The organism is Planotetraspora mira, from assembly GCF_016863275.1.
Taxonomy (GTDB): domain Bacteria; phylum Actinomycetota; class Actinomycetes; order Streptosporangiales; family Streptosporangiaceae; genus Planotetraspora; species Planotetraspora mira.
In genome coordinates this window covers 176,950-201,397 of the sequence record NZ_BOOO01000016.1, presented here as the reverse complement: position 1 = coordinate 201,397, position 24,448 = coordinate 176,950, and the positions used below count along the sequence as shown (strand labels likewise).

General features: G+C 70.5%; 20 protein-coding genes. 9 read left to right on the top strand and 11 right to left on the bottom strand.

Annotation, left to right across the window (positions count from 1 at the left end):
* Window positions 1-182 precede the first annotated feature (182 nt).
* The 7 genes from Pmi06nite_RS15950 (at window position 183) to phoH2 (ending at window position 8,024) form a co-directional block, all read left to right on the top strand.
* On the top strand, window positions 183-2,087 hold the full coding sequence (locus tag Pmi06nite_RS15950) for a phosphoenolpyruvate carboxykinase (GTP) (RefSeq protein ID WP_203953764.1): 1,905 nt from the start codon (window positions 183-185) through the stop codon (window positions 2,085-2,087).
* A gap of 127 nt (window positions 2,088-2,214) precedes the next feature.
* The gene (locus Pmi06nite_RS15945) at window positions 2,215-3,144 is read left to right on the top strand and encodes a TIGR04222 domain-containing membrane protein (protein ID WP_203953763.1); all 930 of its coding nucleotides are present in this window, start codon (window positions 2,215-2,217) and stop codon (window positions 3,142-3,144) included.
* Between the two features lie 169 nt (window positions 3,145-3,313).
* On the top strand, window positions 3,314-4,336 hold the full coding sequence (locus Pmi06nite_RS15940) for a TIGR04222 domain-containing membrane protein (protein ID WP_203953762.1): 1,023 nt from the start codon (window positions 3,314-3,316) through the stop codon (window positions 4,334-4,336).
* Window positions 4,323-5,153: an MbnB/TglH/ChrH family RiPP precursor modification enzyme gene (locus Pmi06nite_RS15935; protein ID WP_239113941.1), complete on the top strand. Its 831-nt coding sequence runs from the start codon at window positions 4,323-4,325 to the stop codon at window positions 5,151-5,153. The genes Pmi06nite_RS15940 and Pmi06nite_RS15935 overlap by 14 nt, the downstream gene beginning before the upstream one ends.
* A gap of 19 nt (window positions 5,154-5,172) precedes the next feature.
* Complete coding sequence (locus tag Pmi06nite_RS15930; protein WP_203953760.1) at window positions 5,173-5,634, top strand: SCO6045 C-terminal-like domain-containing protein; 462 nt, start codon at window positions 5,173-5,175, stop codon at window positions 5,632-5,634.
* A 54-nt stretch (window positions 5,635-5,688) separates the two neighbouring features.
* Window positions 5,689-6,450, top strand: a complete 762-nt coding sequence (locus Pmi06nite_RS15925; RefSeq protein ID WP_203953759.1) for an isoprenyl transferase — start codon at window positions 5,689-5,691, stop codon at window positions 6,448-6,450.
* Between the two features lie 263 nt (window positions 6,451-6,713).
* A complete protein-coding gene (gene phoH2, locus Pmi06nite_RS15920; RefSeq protein WP_275409571.1) occupies window positions 6,714-8,024 on the top strand; it encodes an RNA 5'-3' helicase PhoH2 in 1,311 nt (436 codons plus the stop codon).
* 12 nt (window positions 8,025-8,036) lie between these two features.
* On the opposite strand, the gene Pmi06nite_RS15915 is transcribed toward phoH2, so the two are convergent.
* Genes Pmi06nite_RS15915 through Pmi06nite_RS15905 form a run of 3 tightly spaced genes read right to left on the bottom strand, consistent with a single transcriptional unit; the run spans window position 8,037 to window position 10,677 of the window.
* A complete protein-coding gene (locus Pmi06nite_RS15915) occupies window positions 8,037-8,579 on the bottom strand; it encodes a hypothetical protein (protein WP_203953758.1) in 543 nt (180 codons plus the stop codon).
* The gene (locus tag Pmi06nite_RS15910) at window positions 8,576-10,006 is read right to left on the bottom strand and encodes an ATP-binding protein (RefSeq protein WP_203953757.1); all 1,431 of its coding nucleotides are present in this window, start codon (window positions 10,004-10,006) and stop codon (window positions 8,576-8,578) included. The genes Pmi06nite_RS15915 and Pmi06nite_RS15910 overlap by 4 nt, the downstream gene beginning before the upstream one ends.
* Window positions 10,003-10,677, bottom strand: a complete 675-nt coding sequence (locus tag Pmi06nite_RS15905) for a response regulator (protein WP_203953756.1) — start codon at window positions 10,675-10,677, stop codon at window positions 10,003-10,005. Before Pmi06nite_RS15905 ends, Pmi06nite_RS15910 begins: the two co-directional genes overlap by 4 nt.
* 262 nt (window positions 10,678-10,939) lie before the next feature.
* Here Pmi06nite_RS15905 and Pmi06nite_RS15900 point away from each other — a divergent pair, with 262 nt between their 5' ends.
* Complete coding sequence (locus tag Pmi06nite_RS15900; protein WP_239113940.1) at window positions 10,940-11,653, top strand: aggregation-promoting factor C-terminal-like domain-containing protein; 714 nt, start codon at window positions 10,940-10,942, stop codon at window positions 11,651-11,653.
* 173 nt (window positions 11,654-11,826) lie between these two features.
* Window positions 11,827-13,752: a glycosyltransferase family 2 protein gene (locus tag Pmi06nite_RS15895; protein WP_203953755.1), complete on the top strand. Its 1,926-nt coding sequence runs from the start codon at window positions 11,827-11,829 to the stop codon at window positions 13,750-13,752.
* Here Pmi06nite_RS15895 and Pmi06nite_RS15890 read toward each other — a convergent pair.
* The 8 genes from Pmi06nite_RS15890 to Pmi06nite_RS15855 all read right to left on the bottom strand — a co-directional run bounded on the left by Pmi06nite_RS15890 (window position 13,734) and on the right by Pmi06nite_RS15855 (window position 24,362).
* Window positions 13,734-14,753, bottom strand: coding sequence for an alpha/beta fold hydrolase (locus Pmi06nite_RS15890; protein ID WP_203953754.1), 1,020 nt, complete (start codon window positions 14,751-14,753; stop codon window positions 13,734-13,736). The two genes, Pmi06nite_RS15895 and Pmi06nite_RS15890, sit on opposite strands and share 19 nt — an antisense overlap.
* Window positions 14,750-16,087 carry a 3-hydroxybutyrate oligomer hydrolase family protein gene (locus tag Pmi06nite_RS15885; protein ID WP_203953753.1) on the bottom strand — a complete coding sequence of 446 codons (1,338 nt, stop codon included), beginning with the start codon at window positions 16,085-16,087 and terminating at the stop codon, window positions 14,750-14,752. The genes Pmi06nite_RS15890 and Pmi06nite_RS15885 overlap by 4 nt, the downstream gene beginning before the upstream one ends.
* Window positions 16,087-17,436: an MFS transporter gene (locus Pmi06nite_RS15880; RefSeq protein WP_203953752.1), complete on the bottom strand. Its 1,350-nt coding sequence runs from the start codon at window positions 17,434-17,436 to the stop codon at window positions 16,087-16,089. The genes Pmi06nite_RS15885 and Pmi06nite_RS15880 overlap by 1 nt, the downstream gene beginning before the upstream one ends.
* A 78-nt stretch (window positions 17,437-17,514) precedes the next feature.
* Window positions 17,515-19,368 carry a helix-turn-helix domain-containing protein gene (locus Pmi06nite_RS15875; protein WP_203953751.1) on the bottom strand — a complete coding sequence of 618 codons (1,854 nt, stop codon included), beginning with the start codon at window positions 19,366-19,368 and terminating at the stop codon, window positions 17,515-17,517.
* A 1-nt stretch (window position 19,369) separates the two neighbouring features.
* Window positions 19,370-20,131, bottom strand: coding sequence for a 3-hydroxybutyrate dehydrogenase (locus Pmi06nite_RS15870; RefSeq protein ID WP_203953750.1), 762 nt, complete (start codon window positions 20,129-20,131; stop codon window positions 19,370-19,372).
* Window positions 20,132-20,198: 67 nt separating this feature from the next.
* Complete coding sequence (locus tag Pmi06nite_RS15865; RefSeq protein ID WP_203953749.1) at window positions 20,199-21,590, bottom strand: class II fumarate hydratase; 1,392 nt, start codon at window positions 21,588-21,590, stop codon at window positions 20,199-20,201.
* A 12-nt stretch (window positions 21,591-21,602) separates the two neighbouring features.
* A complete protein-coding gene (locus tag Pmi06nite_RS15860; RefSeq protein WP_203953748.1) occupies window positions 21,603-23,156 on the bottom strand; it encodes a serine/threonine-protein kinase in 1,554 nt (517 codons plus the stop codon).
* A gap of 42 nt (window positions 23,157-23,198) precedes the next feature.
* Window positions 23,199-24,362, bottom strand: coding sequence for a serine/threonine-protein kinase (locus Pmi06nite_RS15855; RefSeq protein WP_203953747.1), 1,164 nt, complete (start codon window positions 24,360-24,362; stop codon window positions 23,199-23,201).
* Window positions 24,363-24,448: the final 86 nt, after the last annotated feature.

Here is a 24,448-nt window from a genome sequence, read left to right as displayed (position 1 = left end):
CCCGCATGGGTGTGTCCCCATGCAGCATCACCCCCTCTGCCAGGCAGAACGGCGAGCCGGGCGGAGGAGAAGACGAATATCGCGAATTTAACGGCGTGGAAACTCGATGGTCTACGCCAATTGGCTTCGCCGGCTATTCGTCGTTGATGATGATTTGGCCCCGCGACAAGAGGAGCCATCCCGTGTCAGTTTCAGTAGAGGTATCGAATCCGACCACCCATGCGGAGCTCGCCGCATGGGTCGCCGAGATCGCCGAGTTGACCCAGCCCGACCGGATCGAATGGTGCGACGGTTCCGAGGCCGAATGGACCCGCCTCACCAACCTGCTCGTCGAGCAGGGCACCTTCACCCGGCTCACCCAGCGGATCAACAGCTTCTACGCCGCCTCCGACCCCAGCGACGTAGCCCGGGTCGAGGACCGCACGTTCATCTGCTCGGAGCGTGCCGAGGACGCGGGGCCGACCAACAACTGGATCGCGCCCGACGAGATGCGGCGGACGTTCGCCGGCCTCTTCAAGGGCAGCATGCGCGGCCGGACGATGTACGTCGTGCCGTTCTGCATGGGCCCTCTGGGCGGGAACATCTCGCAGTTGGGCGTTGAGATCACCGACTCGCCGTACGTGGTCGTGTCGATGCGGATCATGACGCGGATGGGTGAGGAGGCGCTGCGCCTCATCGAGGACCGCGGAGCGGCGCGACAGGCCCGAGAGAGCGAGGGACGAGCCAACGAGGGTCTGAGCAAGCGCGACCAGGAGTACGGAGCGCGACAGGCGCGACAGCGTGGGGACGGGCACGGCGACTACGTCAAGGCCGTGCACTCCGTGGGCGCGCCGCTGGCGCCGGGGCAGCGGGACGTCCCCTGGCCGTGCAGCCAGACGAAGTACATCAGCCACTTCCCCGAGACCCGCGAGATCTGGTCGTACGGCTCCGGCTACGGCGGCAACGCCCTGCTCGGCAAGAAGTGCTACGCGCTGCGCATCGCCAGCGTGATGGCCAGGGACGAGGGCTGGCTCGCCGAGCACATGCTCATCCTCAAGCTCACCCCGCCCGAGGGGGAGACCCGCTACGTGGCCGCCGCGTTCCCGTCGGCGTGCGGCAAGACCAACCTCGCCATGCTCCGGCCGACGATCCCCGGCTGGAAGGTCGAGACGATCGGGGACGACATCGCCTGGATGCGCTTCGGCCCCGACGGGCGGCTGTACGCGATCAACCCCGAGGCGGGGTTCTTCGGCGTCGCCCCCGGCACGGGCGAGAGCACGAACGCCAACGCGGTCGAGACCCTCTGGGGCAACAGCATCTTCACCAACGTCGCGCTCACCGACGACGGCGACGTCTGGTGGGAGGGCCTCACCGACGAGCCGCCCGCCCACCTCACCGACTGGAAGGGCCGCTCATGGACCCCGGACTCGGGCGAGCCCGCCGCGCATCCGAACGCGCGCTTCACCACTCCCGCCGGGCAGTGCCCGACGATCGCGCGTGAGTGGCAGGACCCGGCCGGCGTGCCGATCTCGGCGATCCTGTTCGGCGGCCGCAGGGCCACCGCCGTCCCGCTCGTCACCGAGTCGCTGAGCTGGCAGCACGGGGTCTTCCTCGGCGCCAACGTGGCCTCGGAGAAGACCGCCGCCGCCGAGGGCAAGGTCGGCGAACTGCGCCGCGACCCCTTCGCCATGTTGCCGTTCTGCGGCTACAACATGGGCGACTACTTCGCGCACTGGCTCAGGGTCGGCGAGGCTGCCGACGCGGCGAAGCTGCCGCGCATCTACTACGTCAACTGGTTCCGCAAGGACGCCGAGGGCCGGTTCGTGTGGCCGGGCTTCGGTGAGAACAGCCGCGTGCTGAAGTGGATCGTCGAGCGGCTCAACGGTGAGGCGGAGGCCGTGCCGTCCCCGATCGGCAATCTTCCGGCAGTCCTCGACACCGAGGGGCTGGACATCTCCGAGGAGAACCTGCGTCTCCTTCTCACCGTCGACCCCGAGGTCTGGCGCGAGGAGGCGTCGCTCATCCCGGCGCACTTCGAGACCTTCGGCGACCACATGCCGAAGCAGTTGTGGGCCGAGTACGACGCCCTGGTGAAGCGACTCGGCTGATCCTGTACGGCTTGCGCCCCGGATGCGACGATTCTGGGGAACCCGGAGCGTCTGATCAGTAGACGAGGCGCAAGCCGTACGACAGCCGCCGTGACGTCGCGTGCCTCCTCCTCCCCCAGGAGGTGCCATGGAGTACGTACTCCTCGTCGTCGCCGTCGCGATCGCTGGCTTCATCGCGCTCGTCGCGTCGGCCATATCGGCCGACGCCGGTCGGCACGAGGACATCGGCGCCGGGTCCTCCGGCCAGGGTGAGCTCGATCCCTACGAGTTGGCCTATCTCGTCGAAGGCCCCCACCGTGTGGTCGACACGGCGATCGTCGTGCTCATGAACCGGGAGCTGATCCGGATCTCGCGGGGAGGTCGCATCCACCGCGTCTCCGGGTCGGCCCGCACTTCGGACGACGCCGTCGAGCAGGCCGTGCTCGCGACGGCCTCCCGTCCCGGCGGTGTCAGGTCGGCTCAGCTCCGCCGGGAACTCTGGCGGGGCTCCGCGATGACCGGCCTCGAGACGCGCCTGGTCGCCAAGGGTCTGCTGATCTCCGACGAGGCCGCGGAGAAGCGCCGGCTGGACGCCGGTGTGCTGAGCGGGTTCATCGTGTTCGAGAGCGCCCTCATCGCGCTTCTGCTCCTGATACAGGCCATCGGCATCGTCTCGTGGAGCGTGACGTCCGTCGCGGCGGTGCTGGTGAACCTCCTGTCGGCCATTTTCTGCATCCGCGTCCGCCGCCGCCACTCGCGGTTGATGGCGAACACGCGCACCCCGGAAGGGCAGCGGGCCGTCCAGGACGCCCGTGCACGTACGGCGCCCTCGTCCGCGGGGCGCGAGCCGTCGGCGCGGAGGGCGAGACGGCACGCCCACGCCGGCGTGGCGATCGGCGTGGCGCTCTACGGCCTGGGCGAACTGCCCGATCAGGGGATCGCGAAGGAGATCGGGCGAGGGCACGAGCCCGAGAAGGAGCAGGCGTCCACCGGCCCCACGGCGGGAGGGGTAGAGGCCACGGCGGGGTGCGGCGGCTGTGGCGGATGCGGGGGCGGGTGCGGCGGATGCGGAGGCTGAGGCGCCGCTGGGAAGCGCGTCTCCGTCTGCCGCCGATCTTGTACGGCCTGCGCCCCGGATGCGAAACTTCTGAGGAAACCCGCGCGTCTAACGGGTAGACGGGGCGCAAGCCGTACGGGTGACACGGGCGGTGGTCACGCGCTCCCTCCTTCCCCCCAGGAGGGCGTTCATGGAGTTCGTACTTCCACTGGTCGCGGTCGTGGTCGCGGTTCTCGCGAGGAACGCGGCGTCGGCTTTCACCCGGGAGCACCACAGGATCCGTTCGGTCTCCGGCTTCAGCCGGGACGATCTCACCCACTACGAGCTCGCCTATCTCGCCGGCGGCCCGCGTCGTGTGATCAACACGGCGATCGCACTGCTCGTGGATCGGGAACTCGTCCGCGTCGCGCGAGGAGGCCGCGTCACCGTCGTCGCCGGCACCGTTCCGCCCGCGGACGAAGTCGAGCGGGCCGTCCTCGACCTGGCAGCCGTACCGGGAGGGCGCTCGGCGTCGGAGATCCGCCACGAGGTCGCCCATGCCCCGGCGATGACCGACCTCAAGCTGCGCCTGATCGCCACGGGGCTCCTGCTCCCTGACGGCGCGCTCAACGGCCCGCACGCGACCAACACCAGGTTGGGGCGCCTGGTCGCCCTCGCCTTCGCGGTCACGGCCGTATCCCTCGTGGTGCCGATCGCGGGCCTTCTCCCGTGGAGTCCGCTGGCCGTCGGGGCGGTGCTCGTGGCAGGCGTCACCGCCGCGTCCGGCCTGCGCGCCCACCGCCGTTACGCGAGGTCGCTGCCGAGCCTTCTCACCAGGAGCGGGCGTGATGCCCTCCAGGCCGCGCAGACCCGGAACGCGCGCACAAAGGCCGAGCCGGCATCCCTCATGGCCGACCGTGCGGTCTACACCGGTGTGGCGGGCGGCGTGGCCCTCTACGGGCTGGCTGAGATGCCTGATCAGACCGTAGCGGTGGAAATCGACCAGGACCACGGCGTGCGGGGGCGAGACGGCTCCGGCGGCTGTGCGGCCGGGTCCTGCGGAGGAGGCGCCTCGGACTGGGGGTACTCCGGTTACGACTCGGGCGGCGGTCATTGGGGTGGTGGTCATTCGGACGGCGGTCATTCAGGTGGCGGTCATTCGGGTTCTGATGGCGGCGGCTGCGGCGGCGGATCGAGTTGCGGAGGAGGGGGCTGCGGAGGTGGCGGCAACTGACCGGGCCGAGCTGGGAGTCGGCATCGGGTGGCGCTCGGAGATCGACCTGACCGTCGAACGGCTGGACGTCGACTTCGTCGAAGTGATCGCGGAGAACGTCGATCCGGCCCGGATCCCGAAGTCGCTCGCCCTGCTGCGCGCACGCGGCGTCCCGGTCATCCCGCACGGCGTGGCCCTCGGGATCGGCGGCGCGGACAGGCCCGGCGCGGCGCGCCTCGCCCATCTGGCCGCCTGCGCGGAGGCGCTCGAGGCGCCGCTCGTGAGCGAGCACCTGGCGTTCGTCCGCGAGGGCGACCTGGAGGCGGGCCACCTGCTGCCGGTTCCCCGCACCCGTGAGGCCCTGACCGTCATCGCCGAGAACGTACGGCTCGCGCAGGCCGCCCTCCCCGTTCCGCTCGCGCTGGAGAACGTGGCGGCGCTGTTCGGCTGGCCGGACGACGAGCTCACCGAAGCGGAGTTCCTCGGTGAATTGGTCGAGCGCACCGGGGTGAAGCTGCTCGTCGATGTGGCGAACCTCTACACCAACCAGGTGAACCTCGGGCTGGACGCCCGGGACGCCCTCGACGGGCTTCCTCTCGGTGAGCTGGCCTACGTCCACGTGGCCGGAGGACACCTCCACGGCGGCGTCTGGCACGACACCCACACCGCCGCCGCGCCGGAGGCGGTGCTCGACATCCTGGCGGAGCTGTGCGGCCGTGTGCGGCCTCCGGGAGTCCTGCTCGAGTGGGACGACGACTACCCGAGCAACACGGCGATGGCGGCCGAACTGGACCGGATCCGGGCGGCCATGGCGCGTGGCCGGGCCGCACGTGGCTGAGCAGAGGTCCAGGCCGCACGTGACCGAGCAGGGGCCCGGGCCGCAGGTGGCTGAGCAGAGGTCCGGGCCGTATGCCGGGCGGAAGCCTGAGCGTCATGTGGAGCCCGACGCCGAGGGGAGGCCTGGGCGTGATGCGGAGCCGTCCGTCCAGGCGGCGCGCGAGTCTCTCAGGGCCGCCCAGGGGGCACTGTTGGCGGCCTTGGTGGCCGGAGGCGGCGTGCCCGAGGGTTTCGACGAGGAGCGCGTCAGGATCCAGGCGCACAGCCTCGTCGCCAAACGGCGCGGCCTGGTCGCCCGCCGGCGCCCCGATCTGGTCAGGTCGCTCGGGCCGGATTTCGCCGCGGCGTTCGCCGCCTACGCCGGGGGCCGTCCCAAGCCCGGCGGAGGCTCGCAGGCCGACGCGAGGGACTTCGCCGACTGGCTCACCGCGCAGGGCCGTCTTCCGGCCGCCGGGGACGGGCATGGCGCGCCTACTCCGTGAGGCCCGCGATAATTGCCTGACCGAGGCTCCCAGGTCGCAAGGGAAGAGGACTTCATGGGTGTGCGCGATCTCGTGTACAAGCTGTACGAGGTCATGCTTGAGCGGAAACTCTCCTCGGACCAGATCCCCCGGCATGTGGGTGTCATCGTCGACGGCAACCGCCGCTGGGCGAGGGCCATGGGGCTGCGCGACGTCAGCCACGGCCACCAGAAGGGCGCCGACAAGATCTCGGAATTGCTGGTGTGGTGCCGTGAGGCCGGCGTCGAATACGTGACGCTGTGGCTGCTCTCCACCGACAACCTTTCCCGGGACAAGGCTGAGCTCGGGCCGTTGCTTCAGGTCATCGAGGGTCTGGTGCAGGACATCGTGGACCAGGGATGGCACGTGTCGCCCATGGGGTCGCTCGACCTGCTGCCCGATCACACAGCCCGTGTCCTCAAAGATGCAAAAGAAACCACATCGCATCGTCCCGGGCTGATTGTGAACGTTGCGGTTGGGTATGGAGGAAGACGTGAGATCGCTGATGCGGTGCGCTCCCTCCTCCAGGAGCACGCAAGCAAGGGCGCGAGCATCGAAGACCTCGTCGAGGTCCTCGATGTCGAGCACATCGCGGAGCATCTCTACACGCGCGGTCTTCCCGATCCGGACCTCGTCATCCGGACTTCGGGAGAGCAGCGGCTGTCCGGATTCCTGCTCTGGCAGAGCGCCCACTCCGAGTTCTACTTCTGCGAGGCCTACTGGCCTGACTTCCGCAGAGTCGACTTCCTGCGGGCACTCCGCTCATACGCCGCGCGTAACCGGCGGTACGGCTCCTAGGCCGCCGAGATCATTCCAAACGGTACATGAACTGCCTCTTTCGGACAGTGCCCAACTATTGGGTCGAGAGGCTTCATTACGTACCGTGGTAGGTAAGTCGCCATCGACCTGGTCGATGGCTCTTACCTGGGGAGAGGGCCCGTCCTTGCGTCACGACCTTGCGAGGCGGGCTGGAGTCCCGACCCGCTTCGGCAGGTCACGGGCCCGGTCCGTTCACCACCAGTCAAGGCAGGGCGCCTTCTTCGGTGCCCGGGGGAGAACGCGTGGCAGTGTCCTCGAACAACCCGTCCGCATCCCGCACCTACGTTCTGGACACCTCGGTACTGCTCGCTGACCCGGCGGCGATGAGCCGCTTCGACGAGCATGAGGTCGTCCTCCCGATCGTTGTCGTCACCGAGCTGGAGGCCAAGCGGCATCACCCCGAGCTGGGGTACTTCGCCCGTGAGGCCCTTCGGTTCCTGGACGACCTCCGGGTGCGGCACGGGCGGCTGGATGAACCGATGCCGATCGGCGTCGGAACCATCCGGGTCGAGCTCAACCATAGTGATCCATCCGTCCTCCCCGCGGGCTTCCGCCTCGGGGACAACGACACGCGCATCCTCACGGTCGCGCAGAACCTCGCGGCCGAGGGCCGCGACGTGGTTCTGGTGTCGAAGGACCTCCCGATGCGTGTGAAGGCCGCCTCCATCGGCCTGGCCGCCGAGGAGTACCGCGCGGGGATGGTGGTCGAGTCCGGCTGGACCGGAATGTCCGAGCTCCAGGTCACGACCGAAGAGGTCGAGGGCCTCTTCGAGAACGGCACCGCGGACCTGGAGGACGCCCGCGAGATGCCCTGCCACACCGGTCTCCGACTACTGTCGAGCCGCGGCTCCGCGCTCGGCCGAGTCCTGCCGGACAAGTCCGTACGGCTGGTCAGGGGCGACCGGGAGGTCTTCGGCCTGCACGGCCGGTCCGCCGAGCAGCGGATCGCCCTCGACCTGCTGATGGACCCCGAGGTCGGTATCGTCTCACTGGGCGGCCGCGCGGGCACCGGCAAGTCGGCCCTCGCCCTGTGCGCGGGCCTGGAGGCGGTGCTCGAGCGCCGCCAGCACCGCAAGGTCATCGTCTTCCGCCCGCTCTACGCCGTGGGCGGTCAGGAGCTCGGCTACCTGCCCGGCTCGGAGAACGAGAAGATGGGCCCGTGGGCGCAGGCCGTCTTCGACACCCTCGGCGCGGTGACGACGCCCGAGGTGATCGAGGAGGTCCTCGACCGCGGCATGCTCGAGGTGCTGCCCCTGACCCACATCCGCGGCCGCTCACTCCACGACGCGTTCGTCATCGTGGACGAGGCGCAGTCGCTGGAGCGGGGTGTGCTGCTGACCGTGCTGTCACGGATCGGCGCCAACTCCCGTGTGGTGCTCACCCACGACATCGCCCAGCGCGACAACCTGCGCGTGGGCCGGCACGACGGCGTCGTGGCGGTCGTGGAGAAGCTCAAGGGCCACCCGCTGTTCGCGCACATCACGCTCACCAGGTCGGAGCGTTCGCCCATCGCCGCGCTGGTGACCGAGATGCTGGAGAACATCGCCGTCTGACCTGGACGAACGTCACGGGGGGAGATGGCCGTTCTTGGGGGCCAGATCCCAGTACTCCCGGCACGTGTGGACCTTCAGGGGTCCCGTGTCGCCGGGAGTGCCGTGCGCGATCTCCACGGCCCAGACCTCCGAGCGCAGCCGTGCCGTACAGGTGATCTGGGCCATGGCGATCCTGGATATCTTCAGGCCGCTGACGAACACGCGCATGCGCAGGGTCACCGTGTTGTCCGGGTCGTTGCGGCTGCTCGGGTCGGGTGCGTAGCGGACCAGTTGCACCTCGGCGAGGTGGAGCCCGTCCAGCGCCGTGGTCAGCCTGTCGGTGGGCTTGGCGGTCGCCTTGAACAGGGTGGCCATCAGGTCGTTGACGTGGGCGGAGCCCACGGCGACGTTCGTCAGCTGGAGCCGCCCGTCGCGGACGAGATAGATCCTGGTGAGACTCGACGCCCCGCGCGCGATGGGGGCGGGGCCGGTGTCGACGACGCCTGTGGGCGGCACGCCGCACGCCGCGGCCACGGCGGCCGTCAGTATGACCAGGAACGCCCGGGCGCCTCTCATGATCGGGGGATCCTGAGCCGGAAGAGGGTGCCGGGCTCGCGCCTCTCCACGGTGATGGCGCCGTTGTGCAACTCCGCGTTGGCCTTGGCGATCGCGAGCCCGAGACCGCTGCCGACGCTTCTCGCCCGGTCGGATCCGGCCTTGAAGAACCTGTCGAAGACGTGGGGCAGCGCCTGTTCGGGGATGCCTGTTCCGTGGTCGCGCACGGTCACCTCCAGTCCTTGCCTGTCCACGCGGGCGCGTACCAGCACGGGCGGTGAGCCGTGCTGGAGCGCGTTGCCCACGAGGTTGGCCACGATCACGTCGAACCGCCGCGGGTCCAGGGAGAACGTCAACCCGACGGGCATGGTGAGTTTCACCTGGTCGGCCCATCCGCGCATCTCCAGGGAGTCGGCCAGGCAGTCGCCCACGTCGACGCTCTCCCTCCGCAGCACGGCCGCGCCGGAGTCGAAACGGCTGACCTCGATCAGGTGCTCCACCAGCACGCGGAGCCTGTCGATCTCGCGCACCACGATGAGCATCGCCTCGCCCGCGTCGTCGGGCAGTCCTGCGGCGTCCTCGGTCAGCATGTCGGTCACCGCCGTCATGGCGGTCAGCGGGGTGCGCAGCTCGTGGGAGACGTCAGCGACGAAGCGGCGCGACAGCGACTCCAGCGTGCGCAGTTCCGAGACCGTGTGCTCCAGGGCCGCGGCCGTCTCGTTGAAGGTGGCGGTGAGCTCCGCCAGCTCGTCCCTGCCCCGGACGGGGAGTCTGACGTGCAGGTCGCCGGACCCCAGCGCCCGGGCGGCCACGCCGAGTCTCCGTACGGGCAGCAGCACCCGGCGCGCCGACACCAGGGCGACGGTCAGCGCGATCGTCAGCGTGATGCCTCCCGCCTGCGCCAGGGCGGTGCGGAGGCGGAACAGGACGCCCTCCTCCTCGGCCAGGGAGACGAAGACGTACGCGGTGAGCCCCGTGGCACGCTTGGCGCCGCTCTGGTTGACCCGCTGGATCTGGGTGGCCACGAGCAGCCACGGCTGGTTCCCGATACGGAGGCGCTGGTAGACCAGCCGCCTGCCGGCCTGCCAGCGGAGCTGGTCGGGGACGTCGCTCATGGTGAAGTGACCGCCCGGGCTGGTGTGCTGGAGGTCTCCATAGGTCATGATCACCGAGCGGCCGGGACCGCTGAGCGCGTTGACCAGGCCGGCCAGGTCGTCGTCGGTGACGGTGGAGTCACTCGGCCACACGACGTCGCTGGCGCCGACGGGCAGGGTGATCGTGGAGAGCGTGTCGCGGACGTCGGCGACGGCGGCCCGCTCGGCACGGTCCAGCAGCTCCCTCCGGACGAGTTGGTAGCCGAGACCCGCGACCATTGCGGACGCCGTCACCGCCACCAGGAGGAAGGTGATCACCAACCGGGCCCGGAGCCCGGTGGGCACCCAGGTCATGGCGGGCTGAAGCGGTACCCGAACCCGCGGACCGTGTGGATGAAGACCGGGTCGGCGGGCACCGGCTCGATCTTGGCCCGGATCCGCTGCACGCACGCGTCGACCAGCCGCGAGTCCGCGACGTGGGTGTGGTCCCACACGGCGCGCAGCAGGTAGCGGCGGTTGAGCACCTGACCCGGATGGCGGACGAGTTCGAGCAGGAGGCGCAGCTCGGTCGGGGTGAGATGGATCTCGCGACCGTTCAGGCTGATCTTGAGCGCGCCCCGGTCGATCATCAGGTCGCCGAAGCTGACGCGGTCGGCGGACGCGGACTCGAGCCGTCGGAGGATCGCCCGGATGCGGGCGTCGAGAACCCGCGGCTCGACGGGTTTGACCACGTAGTCATCGGCGCCCGCCTCCAGCCCCACGACCACGTCGAGATCGTCGCCCCGCGCGGTCAGCAGGATGATCGGCAGCGAGTCGAGCTTGCGGATGCGCCGGCAGACCTCCACCCCGTCTATGCCGGGGAGCATCACGTCGAGGATGACGATCTCGGGCCTGCGCGCCCGCACATGGTCGAGCGCCTCCTCGCCCGTCGCGAACGTCGTCACCGAGTGGCCCTGGCGGGTGAGCGCCAGTTCGAGCCCGGTGCGGACGGAGGGGTCGTCTTCGACGAGGAGGATGCCTGCCACGCGGTCATTATGGTTCGGTCGGGACGTTCTCCCATCTTCGACATGAAACTGTGACATCGGGTGCACATGATCCCGACGAAACGAGGGCAAGCTGGAAAGGGCTTCCTGTCGGGTGCGCTGTGACGGGATTTACGGGTGATGTGACCAAAATCACATTTCTATGGAAAGTCCATGTAGCGGGCCGGTTAGGTCAAGAGAACCCCAACTGTGTTTCACGATTCGGTTGCGCAACACCCCCCAAGACAGGGCAAGCTCAGGTGCCGTGAGCTCTGGTCAGCAGCTGAGGGATCGTCCGCCCGCGTCGCGCTCTCGTTCGAAGCGCCCCGATGCCCAGTCGAAGCCCGGCTGGGTCACCCCGAAGCGGGTCGCCATCATCGGCGTCACGATCGCGGTCCTCGCCGGCGGCACGGCCTACGTGGTGCGCACGGCCATGGAGAACGCGAAGGCGCCGAGGAACGTGCTCACCCTCCAGGACATCGCCAACAGCGATCCCTACGCGCCCAACCCGGAGAACGACGCGCTCAAGGCGCATGCCGTCCAGGCGCTCAAGCAGGCCAAGCTGAAAGAGGTCACGGACAACCGCAAGGCCGACCTCGACCCCGTGAAGATCGTCCCCAAGGCCCCCGGCGGCGGCGGCTTCTCGCCGGCGAACTTCCCGCCCGGCTCCACACCGGACCCCGGCAGCAACAAGGCGCTCGGCAAGCAGATGGCCGACGCCCGCGGCTGGAGCAGCGAGTGGGGTTGCCTGGAGAAGCTGTGGGACCGCGAGAGCCACTGGAACCAGCGGGCGATGAACCGCTACAGCGGCGCGTACGGCATCCCCCAGTCCCTGCCGGGCAGCAAGATGGCCAGCGCGGGATCCGACTGGCAGACCAACCCCGCCACGCAGATCAAGTGGGGGCTCGGGTATATCGCCGGCCGTTACAAGTCGCCCTGCGGAGCATGGGCGCACTCCCAGTCGACCGGCTGGTACTAGGCCCTATCCGCCCAGCCCGCGGCTAGCGGGAGCGTCCCGGATCGGTGCGCGTCGCCAACAGGATTACGCCCGGTCGGTTCACACCGGTGAGGCGTCCATTCTCTGGTCAGATTTGGTCGACCTTTCGGCAAGCCTGAGGGGATACCGCCGGTCTGCACTGCACCCTTGGCCTCATGGGTGTGAAGGTCAGCGTGGTTGTGCCCGTGTTCAACCCCGGGCTGGCGGATGACGCCTTCGGCGCGTGCGTGCGTTCGCTCCTCGAGCAGTCGCTCCCGCCGGAAGAGTACGAAGTGATCTTCGCGGACGACGGGTCGACGGACGGCGCGCGCAAGCGGCTCGACGCGATCGCCGCGAACCGGCCCAACGTTCGCGTGCTGCATCTGGACCACAACGGCTCTGTCGCCCGCGCGCGCAACGTGGGACTTTCGGTCGCCTGCGGCGACTACGTCTACCTGATGAACCAGCACGACCGGCTGGAGCCCGCCGCGCTGGAGCACATGTACGGCATGGCGGTGGAGACCGACGCGGACGTGCTGGTCGGCAGGGTGGTGGACGGCGGTCCGCCGCTGTCGGCGTTCACCCGGGACCAGCCACGTGCCGACGTCCTGCGCGACCACCTGCTGGCGTTGCCGACGGCGCACAAGCTGTTCAGCCGCGAGTTCGTCGAGTCCCACCAGTTGCGCTTCCCCGACCGCCCCCTGTCCGAGCCGTCATTCGTGACCAGGGCGTACCTGGCGGCGAAGGTGGTCGCGATCCTGTCCGAGGAGATCTGCTGCCATCTCGGGCCGATCGAAGACGAGTCGCCGGATCCTGAGGCGCTGTTCGACGGCCTGCACGCGGTCCTCGATGTCGTCGACGCCCACACCGAGCCGGGACGGCAGCGTGACCGCATCTACGCCCACTGGTACCGGGTGCTGGGGCTGCGCCGCCTCGGCGGGAGCCGTTTCCTGGCGACCCCCGACGACGAGCGCACGATCCTGTTCTCCCTGCTGTACCGCCTCACCGTCGAGCGTTTCCCTCCGGCCCTGGACACCTACCTCCCCGTCCATCTGAGGGCTCGGGTGGCGCTGCTCCGCCACGGCAGACTGCGGACGCTCATCGACCTCGCCGCGGCGTTCCAGGGCACGAGGCTGCGTGCCGAGTTGCGCGACGTGCGCTGGGAGCAGAGCGTGCTGGCCCTCGACCTCGGCGTCGAGATCGTGCGCGCGGACGGGAGCCCGTTGCGGTTCCGGTCGGAGGGAGGGCGGCTGTTCTGGACGCCCATGGTGCCGATGCACGGGGTGCTCGACCAGGAGGCGGCCGACGTCACCCAGGCGGCGGACAAGGCCCGCATGGAGGTCTACATCCGCGACGCCGAGACCGGCGTCATGTACTTCCTCCCGGTGACCAGCACGGTCGGCAGGGCCACCGTGGGGGACCAGGTGCGCGTCTGGGCGAGCGGCGAGGCCCGGCTGGACGTGGGATCGGCCGCGCTCGGCAGGCCGCTGCGCCCGGGCGTGTGGGAGGTCCACGTGCGGATGCGCGGCGTGCACCCCGGCCGCACCCGCGTCGCCCGGCCCGACGCGCCGATGAACTGCGCGGGGGTGCTCGCGGAGGATCCCCGCCGGCTGGTCGTGCCGTGCTGGTCCGAGCGCGCCGAGCTCAGCGTCTGCGTGGAGCCGAAGTCGTTCCCCGAATCGATCGCGCTCGTGTCGTCGAGGGCGTCGGTCGCCCACCAGGAGGGCCACGTCTTCGTCGTCGTGCCCGTGCCGTACGTGCCGCCCAGTGGGGGACCGCCGGCGGAACTGGTGCTGCGCGAGCGGGACGGGCGCGGCCGGAGCATGGCGGTGCCCGCGCTCGTCGAGCCGGGGATCCCCGGGCGCCTGGCCGGGCAGCTCATCGCGAAGGTGCCGGTGAGCCGGATCGGCGGGTACGACAGCATCGGGCCGGGATCCTGGCGGCCGAGCCTGCGGATGGACGAGAAGGACGTCGACCTGCTGTTCGGCCTGACGGTGGGCCGCGGCGGGCAGGTGAGTGTCCTGCCCGCCGGAATGCGGCCCGCGCCGTCGCTTCTCAGGAGGATCGCGCGGCGGATCCTTCGTTACCGTTCGAGCAGGTGAGCGAGGAGGGCCTCACGGAACTCGGTGGGACTGTCGATCTGGGGGCCGTGGCCGCCGCCCTCGATGACCACCTCCCGGTAGGCGCCGTACAGGTCCAGGGCCGCCCGCGTCTGGGTGATCATCGGCTGGGCCGGGGTGCCGTCCCAGCCGGGGACCGCGCCGATCGCGCCCAGGTGCGCGAGGTCGAACAGCGACGTGTCGGAGACGATCACGTCCTGCGCGCCTCTGATCCACAGGATCGGCGGCTTGGGATCGATCGTGTGCAGGTCGTCGATGCGGAAGTTGGTCGGGGCGAGGGTGTTGAGCACGCCCCGCTTGCCCGGCGCGATGCCCGGCCACGCGTCGGTCGCGGCCGAGTCGCCCGGATAGTGGTCGTCGCCGATGCGGGTGGACAACATCGACTCCACGAACGCGTCCTCCTCCTCGCCCAGGTCCGTGCCGGGGGCCACGTAGGCCGCCCGGAGCACGGCGCGAGGGGAGACGGGCGAGTCCGCCGTGAGGTCACGGGCCTTGATCGCTGCGACGAAGTCCGGGTTGGCGGCCCCGCCGCCCGCTCCGGCGCCGTCGGGGTGGCTGAGCGTCCCGTCGGGACCCTGCGTCCCGCCGAAGCCGTACGGTGAGCAGGGATTGACCAGCGTGAGGCTCCTGACGGCCTCAGGCCGGTCGCGGAGCGCCTGCATGACGACGGCCCCGCCCAGGCTCCAGCCGACGAGATGCGCCGGCCCGATCGTGTCGAGGAACGAAAGCACGTCGTCGGAGTAGTCCCGCACGCCGCGGGACGCGTCCACCGGCTCAGGGTCGGACTCGCCGAACCCGCGCAGGTCGAGGGCGAGCGGCCGGAACCGCCCGGCGATCGCCGTCATGGTGGAGTGCCAGAACGTGCTCGACGAGACGTTGCCGTGGACGAACACGACGGGGTCGCCCGTCGCCTCCGGCACCGAGACGACGTTGAGGGTCAGGCGCGGCGTGGTGACGCGCTCGGACGAGATCGATGAACTCATTGCGTGGCTCCGAGAGAGCAGGTGTTTTCCAGGTCGCCCGAGGTCGGGCGGGGAACGGTACGACTGGCGGGGGGCGGCGCGCCGGTGCCGATCCACCGCTCGAGAGCGGTGAAGGCGCTGCGGAAGCACGGCAGCAGCGGGCGGAGCTTGTCGGGGTAGGCGGGGTACAGACCGTCGACGTGGTTGCCGTCCTCGATCCGGTAGTACCGGAACAGACCGTCACGGTGGTGGTCGGCGATCATCTTGGCGTAGACGTCCGAATCCTGGCTGATGGGGAGCAAGGTGTCCAGAGTGCCGTGCACGGTGATCAGCGGGCGCTTGATCTTTCCGGTGAGGGAGACCCTCTCCACGGCCTTGTGCACGCTCCTGGGCCTGGACGCGTAGTCGTAGTCGGTGTCGCAGGCGGGCGTGCCCGTGGCGCAGTACGGCGTGCCCGCCTGGGTGGCGCCGTCGAAGTCCGGGTCGAACTCCTCGCGGAAGATCCGCTGGGTGAGGTCCCAGTAGATCTGGTAGTGGAAGGGCCACAGGAACTCGGAGCCGGGCGCGAAGCCCGCGGTGAGCATGCCCTCGGTGTCACCCGCGGGGTAGGCCCGCAGCGCCGGCGGCAGGAATGTCAGCAGGTTGGGCCCGTCGGCCTTCCACAACACGCCTTCCCAGTCGACGCCGCCGTCCCACAGGTCGGGACGGTTCTCGAGTTGCCAGCGCACGAGGTAGCCGCCGTTGGACTGGCCGGCGACGATGGAGGTCTTCGGCGCCTTGCCGTACCTCTTCTTGACGACCTTCTTGGCCGCGACGGCGAGCTGGCTGACCCGGTCGTTCCACTCGGCGACCGCGTCGCCCGGGCGCTTGCCGTCGAGGTAGAACGTGGTGCCCACGTTGCCCTTGTCGGTCGCCGCGTAGGCGTAGCCCTGGGCGAGCGCCCAGTCGGAGATCGTGAAGTCGTTGGCGTAGGTCTCCCTGTTGCCCGGCGACCCCGCGACGACCAGGCCGCCGTTCCAGTTCTCGGGGAGCCGGATGACGAACTGCGAGTCGTGGTTCCACCCGTGGTTGGTGTCCCCGGTCGAGGTGTCGGGGAAGTAGCCGTCGATCTGTGTGCCCGGCACGCCGCTCGGGTTCACGGCTCCGGCGGAGTTGAGCCCGGACCAGTCGGTCACGTCGGTGTGGCCCGAGACCAGGGTGCCCTTGGTGGTCAGGTCGTCGAGGCAGGCGCTGATCTGGTGCTCGGCTCCCGGCACGGTGATCGACCGGCACGAGGAGGCGGAGGCGGGGGCGGCGGTGAGCCCGGCGGCCGCGACCACCGCGGCGATGAGCAGCCCCTGGACACGGCGGGACATCAGGCCTCCTTGACGGCGTGGATCACGGACGGCTGACCAGGGGTCGAGGTCGCCTCGATCGCGGTCAGATCGCGGTCGCGGGTCTCCTTGGACAGGTAGACCGCGAGCAGGGTGAGCACGGCCGCGACCGCCACGTAGATGGAGACGGGAAGGCCGGAGTCATAGGCGCCGAGGAGGGCGACGGCGATGATCGGGGCGAGCGCGCCGGCCACGATCGAGGCGAGCTGGTAGCCGATCGACACACCCGAGTAACGCATGCGGGTCGCGAACATCTCGGAGAAGAACGCCGCCTGCGGTCCGTACATCGCGCCGTGGAAGATCAGGCCGACGGTCACGGCGAGTGTGACCAGGAAGAACGACTTCGTGTCGATCAGCGGGAAGAAGGCGAACGCCCACAGGCCCATCGCGGCGGCGCCGAACAGGTACACGGGCCGGCGGCCGACCCTGTCGGAGAGCGCGCCCCACAGCGGGATCGTGACGAAGTGGATCGCCGAGGCGATCAGCACCGCGTTGAGCGCGGTCTGCTTGGACAGGCCTGCCGCCTCCACCGCGTACACCAGGATGAAGGCGGTGATGACGTAGTAGGAGATGTTCTCGACGAGCCGGGCGCCGATCGCGAGGAGGACGTCACGCCAGTGGTAGCGCAGCACGTCGAGGATGGGCATCGACGGCGTCTTCTCCTGCTTGGCGAGCGCCTCCTGGAAGACGGGGGACTCGGTGACGGTGAGCCGGATCCACAGGCCGATCAGCACGAGCACACCGGACAGCAGGAACGGGATCCGCCAGCCCCAGGAGAGGAAGGCGTCCTCGGGCTGGACGGCTGTGAGCAGCGCGAGCACGCCGGTGGCGATCAGGTTGCCGCCCGGAGCGCCGGCCTGCGGCCACGAGGCCCAGAAGCCGCGGTTGCGGGGCTCACCGTGCTCGGAGACGAGCAGCACCGCGCCGCCCCATTCGCCGCCGAGGGCGAAGCCCTGGATCAGCCGGAGCAGGGTCAGCAGAACCGCGGCGCCGGTGCCCAGCGTGGCGTAGGTGGGGAGCAGACCGATCAGGAACGTCGCGCCGCCCATCATCAGGAGGCTGATGACGAGCAGTCGCTTGCGGCCGAGCCGGTCGCCGTAGTGCCCGAAGACCAGGCCGCCGAGCGGGCGGGCGGCGAATCCCACGGCGTAGGTGAGGAACGAGAGCAGCGTGCCGGTGAGCGCGTCCTGCGTGGGGAAGAACAGCTTGTTGAAGACGAGCGCGGCCGCGGAGCCGTAGAGGAAGAAGTCGTACCACTCGATCGTGGTGCCGATCAGGCTGGCGCCGACGATCTTGCCGATCCGGGTGCGGGGTGGCGATGTGCTGACCATGTCGAACTCCTCGCATGGGGGGTTCCGGCCAACGTACGCAGTGACCCGGGTCACTCCTATGGGGCCTCCACACACACCTCAGGCGTCGGGCATGTGGGTGCGCAGGCGGTGCAGTCTCAGGGCGAGCTGGATCTCCAGGGCCCGCTCGGGCTCCTGCCAGTCGGCGCCGAGGAGTTGCCCCACCCGGTCGAGCCGCTGGGTCACCGTGTTGACGTGGATGTGCAGCGCGTCAGCCGTACGCGACAGGGAGCCGCCCACGCCGAAGTAGGCCGTCAACGTCTTGACCAGGGCGGTCCCGCGCCGTGTGTCGTAGTCGAGCACCGGGCCGAGAGCCGAGACGAGGAAGCCGGAGACGTCGCGGCCCTCGCCGATCAGCAGGCCGACGAAGCCGAGTTCCTCCGCGCTCGCCCCGTCGCCGGTGCGCCCGAGAGAGATCAGCGCGTCGGCGCAGCGCTGGGCCTCGCGGTACGCCTCCGCCACCGACGCGGGGCTGCCCGCCGCGGCGCCCGCCGTCGCCGGACGCCCGAGGGAGGCGCTCAGATCGGCCGCGGCGCGGCGCGCCATCAGGCCCGGCTTGTCGCCGGGGAGCAACAGGACGACCTCGTCGCCGCGCGCGGCGGCGAGACCGTGGGCGATGGACGCCTGTGACGACGCCCAGAACGCGGCGCGCTCCCGCTGCCCCTCGTGCCGGGCGACGATCAGCACGTGCGGGGCGCCGAGGTCCACGCCGAGCCTGCGGGCCCGGTCGCGCAGGCCGCCGAGGTCGGGCCGGGAGATGAGGTCGTCGAGAAGCTCGCCGCGCACCCTGCCCTCCGCCTCGGACACACTGCGCCTGAACAGCAGCAACAGCGCGGTCACCAGGGCCGCCCGCTCCAGGATGCGCTGGTCGGTGTCGGAGACCGGGCTGTCGGTCCGCAGGACCAGCGTGCACAGCGGCGCCGCGCCGACGTCGACCGAGGCCACGAACGCGTCGCCCCTCTTGACCGTACGGCCGAGCGCGCGCGACGACTGGGCCGCGTCGAACACTCCCGCGTCCAGGTGGCCCGCCTGCCCGACGAGCGGCCGGCCCTCGTCGTCGAGGACGGTCAGGCTGCCGCCGAGCACCTCGGTCACGACGGCCGCGACGTCCTCCACGCCGCCGCCCCGCAGGACGAGCCCGGTCATCCGGTCGTGGGCGGCCGCCGCCCGCTCGATGGCCTCGCTGTGCGCGCGGATGAGACCGTTCGCCTGGCTCAGCTCCGCCAGGGCGGCCCTGGTCTCCTGCAGCAACCGGGCGTTGTCGATCGCGACGGCGGCGTGCGCGGCCAGCGAGACCAGCAGCGCCACCTCCTCCTGGAGGAACGGCCGGGCGCTCCGGTTGGCGGCGAACAGCACGCCGATCACCTGGGCGCCGATGCGGAGCGGGACGCCGAGGATGGCCACCAGGCCCTCCTCGTGCACCGCCTCGTCGATCGTGTTCGTGTGCCGGAAGCGCGGATCGTCGAAGTAGTCCGCCGTGTTGTACGGCATGCCCGTCTGCGCGACCAGACCGCCGAGGCCGGCGCCCATGGCCAGCCGTACCCGCCGGAAGTGCGCGGAGATGGAACCGTCCGTCACCCGCATGTAGGTGTCGCCGTGCTCCGGGTCGTTCAGCGTCATGTAGGCGATGTCGGTGCCGAGCAGCAGCCGGGCCCGGTGCACGATCGCCTCGAGCACCGCGTCGAGGTCGCTCAGCCCGGCGAGGTCGCTCGCGGTGTCGAACAGCGCCGACAGTTCGGCCTCCCGCTTGGCCCTCCTGCGCAACATCGCACGGACCTTGAGCGCGGCGACCTTGGCCTGCTCCAGTTCGTCGAGCGTCGCGGAGTCGGCGCCGGCCGCGCGCGCCTGCAGGACCGGCCCCTCGAACTCCACGGCCGAAGCCTCTCTGACCAGGAGTTCGAGGTAGACGTTCACGTCAGCGCGCGCTCCATCCTCCGTCGAGCGGGATCGACACCCCGGTGATGAACGACCCCTGCGGGCCGCAGAGATAGGCGACCATCGCGGCGACCTCGTCGGGCTCGATCAGCCGCTTGATCGCCGCGGGAGCGAGCATGACCTGCTCCACGACCTCGTCCTCGCTGATGCCGTGGGTCCGCGCCTGGTCGGCGATCTGGTTCTCCACGAGCGGGGTGCGGACGTAGGCGGGGTTCACGCAGTTCGACGTCACGCCGTGCGGCGCCCCTTCGAGCGCGATCACCTTCGAGAGGCCCTCGAGTGCGTGCTTGGCCGTCACATAGGCCGACTTGTACGGCGAGGCGCGCAGGCCGTGCACCGAGGAGATGTTGACGATCCGTCCCCAGCCTCGCTCGTACATGCCGGGCAACATGGCCCTGGCCAGCAGGAAGGGCGCCTCGACCATGACCCGGAGGATCTTCGAGAAGGTCTCGGGAGGGAACTCCTCGATCGGCGCGACGTGCTGGAAACCCGCGTTGTTGACCACGATGTCGGCGGAGATCTCGCCGCCCAGCTGGTCCTGCCAGGCGGTCAGGAAGGCGGGGTCGGACAGGTCGACGACGAGAGGGGCGCCGCCGACCTCCGCGGCCACCTGTTTCGCGGCGTCGCCGTTCACGTCGGCGACGATCACGTGCGCGCCCTCGCCGGCCAGCCGGCGGGCGCAGGCCCGGCCGATGCCGCTGCCCGCACCCGTCACCAGAGCGGTACGCCCTTCAAGGCTCATGACGATTCACCCTAGGAATCGCGGCCGGTCCGGCCCATGGGGACGGCAGACATAGATCGTCGTCCTCCTATGTGGGCCGGGTCATGGAGAGCACGTCGAGGATCTCGTCGAGTTGCGCCTCCGACACCGTGCCGTCGGCGACGTGGCCCCGCTCGACGACGACCTGCCTGATCGTCTTGCGCTCCGCGAGCGCCTGTTTGGCGATCTTCGCGGCCTCCTCGTACCCGAGGTACCGGTTCAGCGGGGTGACGATGGACGGGGACGACTCGGCGTACTCCCTGAGCCGGTCGGCGTTGGCGGTGATCCCGCTGACGCACCGGTCGGCCAGCAGCCGCGAGACGTTCGCCAGCAGCCTGATGGACTCCAGCACGTTGCGCGCCATGACCGGAAGCATCACGTTGAGCTCGAACGCGCCGGAGGCTCCGGCCATCGCGATCGTCGCGTCGTTGCCGACGACCTGCGCGGCCACCATCGTGACCGCCTCAGGGATGACCGGGTTCACCTTGCCCGGCATGATCGAGGACCCCGGCTGGAGATCGGGAAGGTTGATCTCCCCCAGGCCCGCGCGCGGACCCGAGCCCATCCATCGGAGATCGTTGGCGATCTTGTTGAGGGAGACCGCGATCACCCGCAGCGCGCCCGAGAGCTCGACCAGGCCGTCTCTGGCGCCCTGCGCCTCGAAGTGGTTCCTGGCCTCGGTGAACGGGAGGCCGGTCGTGCGGGTCAGCTCCGCGATGACGGTGGCCGCCCAGTCGGGGGCGGGGACGTTGATGCCGGTGCCGACGGCCGTGCCGCCCAGGGGCAGCTCGGCGAGGCGCGGGATCACGCTCTGCAGCCGTTCGATCCCCAGCTCGATCTGCGTGGAGTAGCCGCCGAATTCCTGACCGAGCGTGACGGGCGTGGCGTCCATGAGGTGCGTGCGGCCCGATTTGACCACGTCGGCGAACTCCGCCGACTTCTGCTCGAGCGCCGACGCGAGGTGCTCGAGCGCGGGGGTCAGGTCGTGCGCGACCGCCATGGTGGCGGCCACGTGGATCGAGGAGGGGAACACGTCGTTGGACGACTGGGCCGCGTTGACATGGTCGTTCGGGTGTACCGGCCGTCCCAGCCGCTCCTCCGCGAGCGTGGCGACGACCTCGTTGGCGTTCATGTTGGACGAGGTGCCCGACCCGGTCTGGAACACGTCCACGGGGAACTGGTCGTTCCAGCGGCCCTCGGCCACCTCGTTCGCCGCGTCCCGTACGGCCTCGGCCAGGTCTTTGTCGATGACTCCGTACTCGGCGTTGACCGTGGCGCAGGCCGCCTTGATCCGCCCGAGCGCGGAGATGTGCGCGGGCTCGAGCCCGCGGCCTGATATCGGGAAGTTCTCCACGGCCCGCTGGGTCTGCGCCCGCCATTTCGCGCGGGCGGGAACCCGCACCTCGCCCATGGAGTCGTGCTCGATCCGGAAATCGTCCATGCCCCAGTCCTATCAAGCGCCGCCGGGACCGGCGGCGAAGGCCGCCACCGCCACGGCGGCGAGCACGATGAAGACGGCGAGTGCGATCGCGAGCACCGTGAGGAGGCGCCTCCCGGTGCCGTCCGTCTCCGGCTGGGTGGGATCACCTCTCATCGCGAACAGGTCCGTGCCGAGCCCGCGATCACCGGGCGGGGCGGGGGGCACGGACTCGGGCGGCGGGCCGGAGACCTGCGGCGTCGGCATGCCTGGCGCCGTCCCCGGCATGGCGGGCCGCACCGGGCCCGGTGTTGCGGGTCGCGCCGCCGGATGCCCCGCGGCGGGAGCGGCCGGACTGTGGGGACGGCCTGAACCCTCACGCGGAAGGGGGCGCCCGGGCAGCCTGCCGGGGGCCGTCGGGTCCTCCTCAGAAGGGCCGGCCGCAGCCGGCCTGGCCGGCGTCGGCCCGGGTGGGGGGCCCGCCGGTGCGGACGTCGGCGAGGAGGCGGGCGCCGGTCCCGGGGGACCGGGCAGAGGCCGCTTGATCACCATCGTCCCCTCGTCGTCCGCGTGCTGTGACGCGGAGCGCGGGGAGGAAGGCGGCGCGGGCCGGGGCGCCTGCGCGGAGCGGGGAGCGGGTGCCTGCGCCGAGCGCTGAGCGGGGGGTGGCGTGGCGCGTGGCGCGGCAGGCGGAGTCCGGGGGGCCGGGGACGGCGAAGCCGTACGGGGAGCCGCCGGGGGCGCCTCGGAGGGGTGTGGCCGGCCTGACGGGGTGTCGGCCACCGTCCGTAACATCGCGGCCGCCCTGTCGGGCGAGAGCCGGAGGGTGTGGTCCTTGTTCAGCAGGCCCTCGAGCACGGGGCGCAGCGGGCCCGCCTGGGTCGGCGGGTCCGCGGTCTCGGTCATGAGCGCCGCCAGCGTCTCCTGGACCGTGCCCCGTTCGTAGGCGGGCCGGCCTTCGACGGCGAAGTACAACGTCGCGCCGAGCGACCACATGTCCGACTCGGGACCGGTGTAGTCGCCCCTGGCCCGCTCCGGCGCGGTGTATCCCGGCGACCCGATCACCATGCCGGTCCGCGTGAGAGGGCTGTCGCCGGGCGCCTTGGCGATGCCGAAGTCGGTCAGGACGACCCTGCCCGCGTCGGTCAGCAGCACGTTCCCGGGCTTCACGTCGCGGTGGAGGATGTTCTGGGCGTGCGCGGCCCGCAGCGCTCCGAGCAGGTCGTAACCGATCTGGGCGACCAGCCGGGGCGGGAGCGGGCCCTCCTCGTCGATCACCTGCTCGAGCGACCGCCCGTCGACCAACTCCATGACGATCCACGGACTGCCGTTCACCTCGATGGCGTCATGGATCGTGGCGACGGACGGATGGCGCACCCGGGCCGCGATGCGGCCCTCGCGGATCATGCGCTCCCGCAACTCCTCGCGCTGGGCGCGGTTGAGGCCCGGGTCCTGGCGGATCTGCTTGACCGCCACGACGCGTGCGAGTGAGCGGTCGAAGGCGCGCCAGACGGTGCCCATCGTGCCCCGGCCGATGGGCGTGATCAGCTCGTACCGACCGGCGATCAGCCGCGGTTGCTGTTCCGGCATATTAAGAAAGATAGCGATTCTCGGTTGAGAAGCGTCTTCCGGTCACTTGAGTTTTTTCGGCCGGTACCGACGCGGCAGCACCATCGCGATGACCTGGACCAGCCGCTGGATCACCGGAACGCCGACGGAGTGGTGCCTGGCCGGGCCGGCGGGCTTGCGATGCACGCCTTCGCCCGGTCGTCGCGGATTCTGGGGGTAGATCCTGGTCTGGTGTGGGCCCGAGTCCTGAGGGTCGCGCGGATAGCTGCGCGGCGCCACACTCGGCGCGGGCCGTGGCTCGGCCCGGTGCTGCCCCCGGTGTTGCGGCCTGCGCTGAGCCGCCGGCACCGCCGTCGAAGCCTGGGGACGGATCGGCCGGTGCGGTTGCGGGCTCAGGTCCTCTCCGCTCCCGCCGGCGGCGATCCTGGCGAGAAGCACCGCCGCGCGGACCGCGTCGAGCCGGACGGCCGGGTCGATCTGGAGCAGCCCGCGAAGGACGGGCGCGAGCGGACCCGCCCGCTCCATGGGTATCGGCGCGCCGCTGGTGAGCGCCGCCAGGGCGGCCGCGGCGGAACGGCGGCCGTGCAGGCCGCGTCCTTCGACCGCGGTGTAGAGCGTCGCGCCGAGCGACCACAGGTCGGCCGCCGGACTGGCCTTGTCGCCCAGCACCCGCTCGGGTGCGATGTAACCGGCGGAGCCGAGCACGATGCCCGCCTGCGTCAGGGAGACGTCGCCCTCGAGGGCGGCCAGCCCGAAGTCGGTCAGCACGGTCCGATCCTGGGTCACGAGCACGTTGCTGGGCTTCACGTCACGATGGAGGATGCCCTTGGCGTGGACGGCGCGCAGCGCGCCCAGCACCTGCCTGCCGATGTCCGCCACGTGCCGCGGGTCGAGCGGGCCGTCCTGCTTGACGATCTCCTCGAGGGACCGGGCCTTGAGGAGCTCCATCACGATCCACGGACGCTCGTCCTCGGTGATCACGTCGAACACCGTGATGACGGAGGGATGGGCCACCATGGCGGTGGCCCGGCCCTCACGCTCGGTCCGCGCGCAGAGCTCGGCCCGCAGCTCCTCATCGAGGACCATCGGCAGCCGGACCTCCTTGACAGCCACGTCGCGGTCGAGAAGCTCGTCGCGCGCACGCCAAACGGTGCCCATGCCGCCGCGGCCGACCGGCTCCATGAGCCGGTAGCGCGCGGCTAACTGGTATCCGGACGGCGCACGCATGGGTGGCAGCTTACCGATTCGTGCCACATGACCTGTAGAGACCATGCCGGGAAATTGTTGAGATCTTCTGTCAAATGTTCTGACTT

What these genes read in the sequence shown, in the direction of transcription:
- Pmi06nite_RS15895 (WP_203953755.1), top strand. Translation starts at nt 11,827, where the DNA reads ATGGGTGTGAAGGTCAGCGTGGTTGTGCCCGTGTTCAACCCCGGGCTG.
- Pmi06nite_RS15940 (WP_203953762.1), top strand. Translation starts at nt 3,314, where the DNA reads ATGGAGTTCGTACTTCCACTGGTCGCGGTCGTGGTCGCGGTTCTCGCG.
- Pmi06nite_RS15855 (WP_203953747.1), bottom strand. Translation starts at nt 24,362, where the DNA reads ATGCGTGCGCCGTCCGGATACCAGTTAGCCGCGCGCTACCGGCTCATG.
- Pmi06nite_RS15945 (WP_203953763.1), top strand. Translation starts at nt 2,215, where the DNA reads ATGGAGTACGTACTCCTCGTCGTCGCCGTCGCGATCGCTGGCTTCATC.
- Pmi06nite_RS15890 (WP_203953754.1), bottom strand. Translation starts at nt 14,753, where the DNA reads ATGAGTTCATCGATCTCGTCCGAGCGCGTCACCACGCCGCGCCTGACC.
- Pmi06nite_RS15915 (WP_203953758.1), bottom strand. Translation starts at nt 8,579, where the DNA reads ATGAGAGGCGCCCGGGCGTTCCTGGTCATACTGACGGCCGCCGTGGCC.
- Pmi06nite_RS15880 (WP_203953752.1), bottom strand. Translation starts at nt 17,436, where the DNA reads ATGGTCAGCACATCGCCACCCCGCACCCGGATCGGCAAGATCGTCGGC.
- Pmi06nite_RS15865 (WP_203953749.1), bottom strand. Translation starts at nt 21,590, where the DNA reads ATGGACGATTTCCGGATCGAGCACGACTCCATGGGCGAGGTGCGGGTT.
- Pmi06nite_RS15925 (WP_203953759.1), top strand. Translation starts at nt 5,689, where the DNA reads ATGGGTGTGCGCGATCTCGTGTACAAGCTGTACGAGGTCATGCTTGAG.
- Pmi06nite_RS15885 (WP_203953753.1), bottom strand. Translation starts at nt 16,087, where the DNA reads ATGTCCCGCCGTGTCCAGGGGCTGCTCATCGCCGCGGTGGTCGCGGCC.
- Pmi06nite_RS15910 (WP_203953757.1), bottom strand. Translation starts at nt 10,006, where the DNA reads ATGACCTGGGTGCCCACCGGGCTCCGGGCCCGGTTGGTGATCACCTTC.
- Pmi06nite_RS15860 (WP_203953748.1), bottom strand. Translation starts at nt 23,156, where the DNA reads ATGCCGGAACAGCAACCGCGGCTGATCGCCGGTCGGTACGAGCTGATC.
- Pmi06nite_RS15870 (WP_203953750.1), bottom strand. Translation starts at nt 20,131, where the DNA reads ATGAGCCTTGAAGGGCGTACCGCTCTGGTGACGGGTGCGGGCAGCGGC.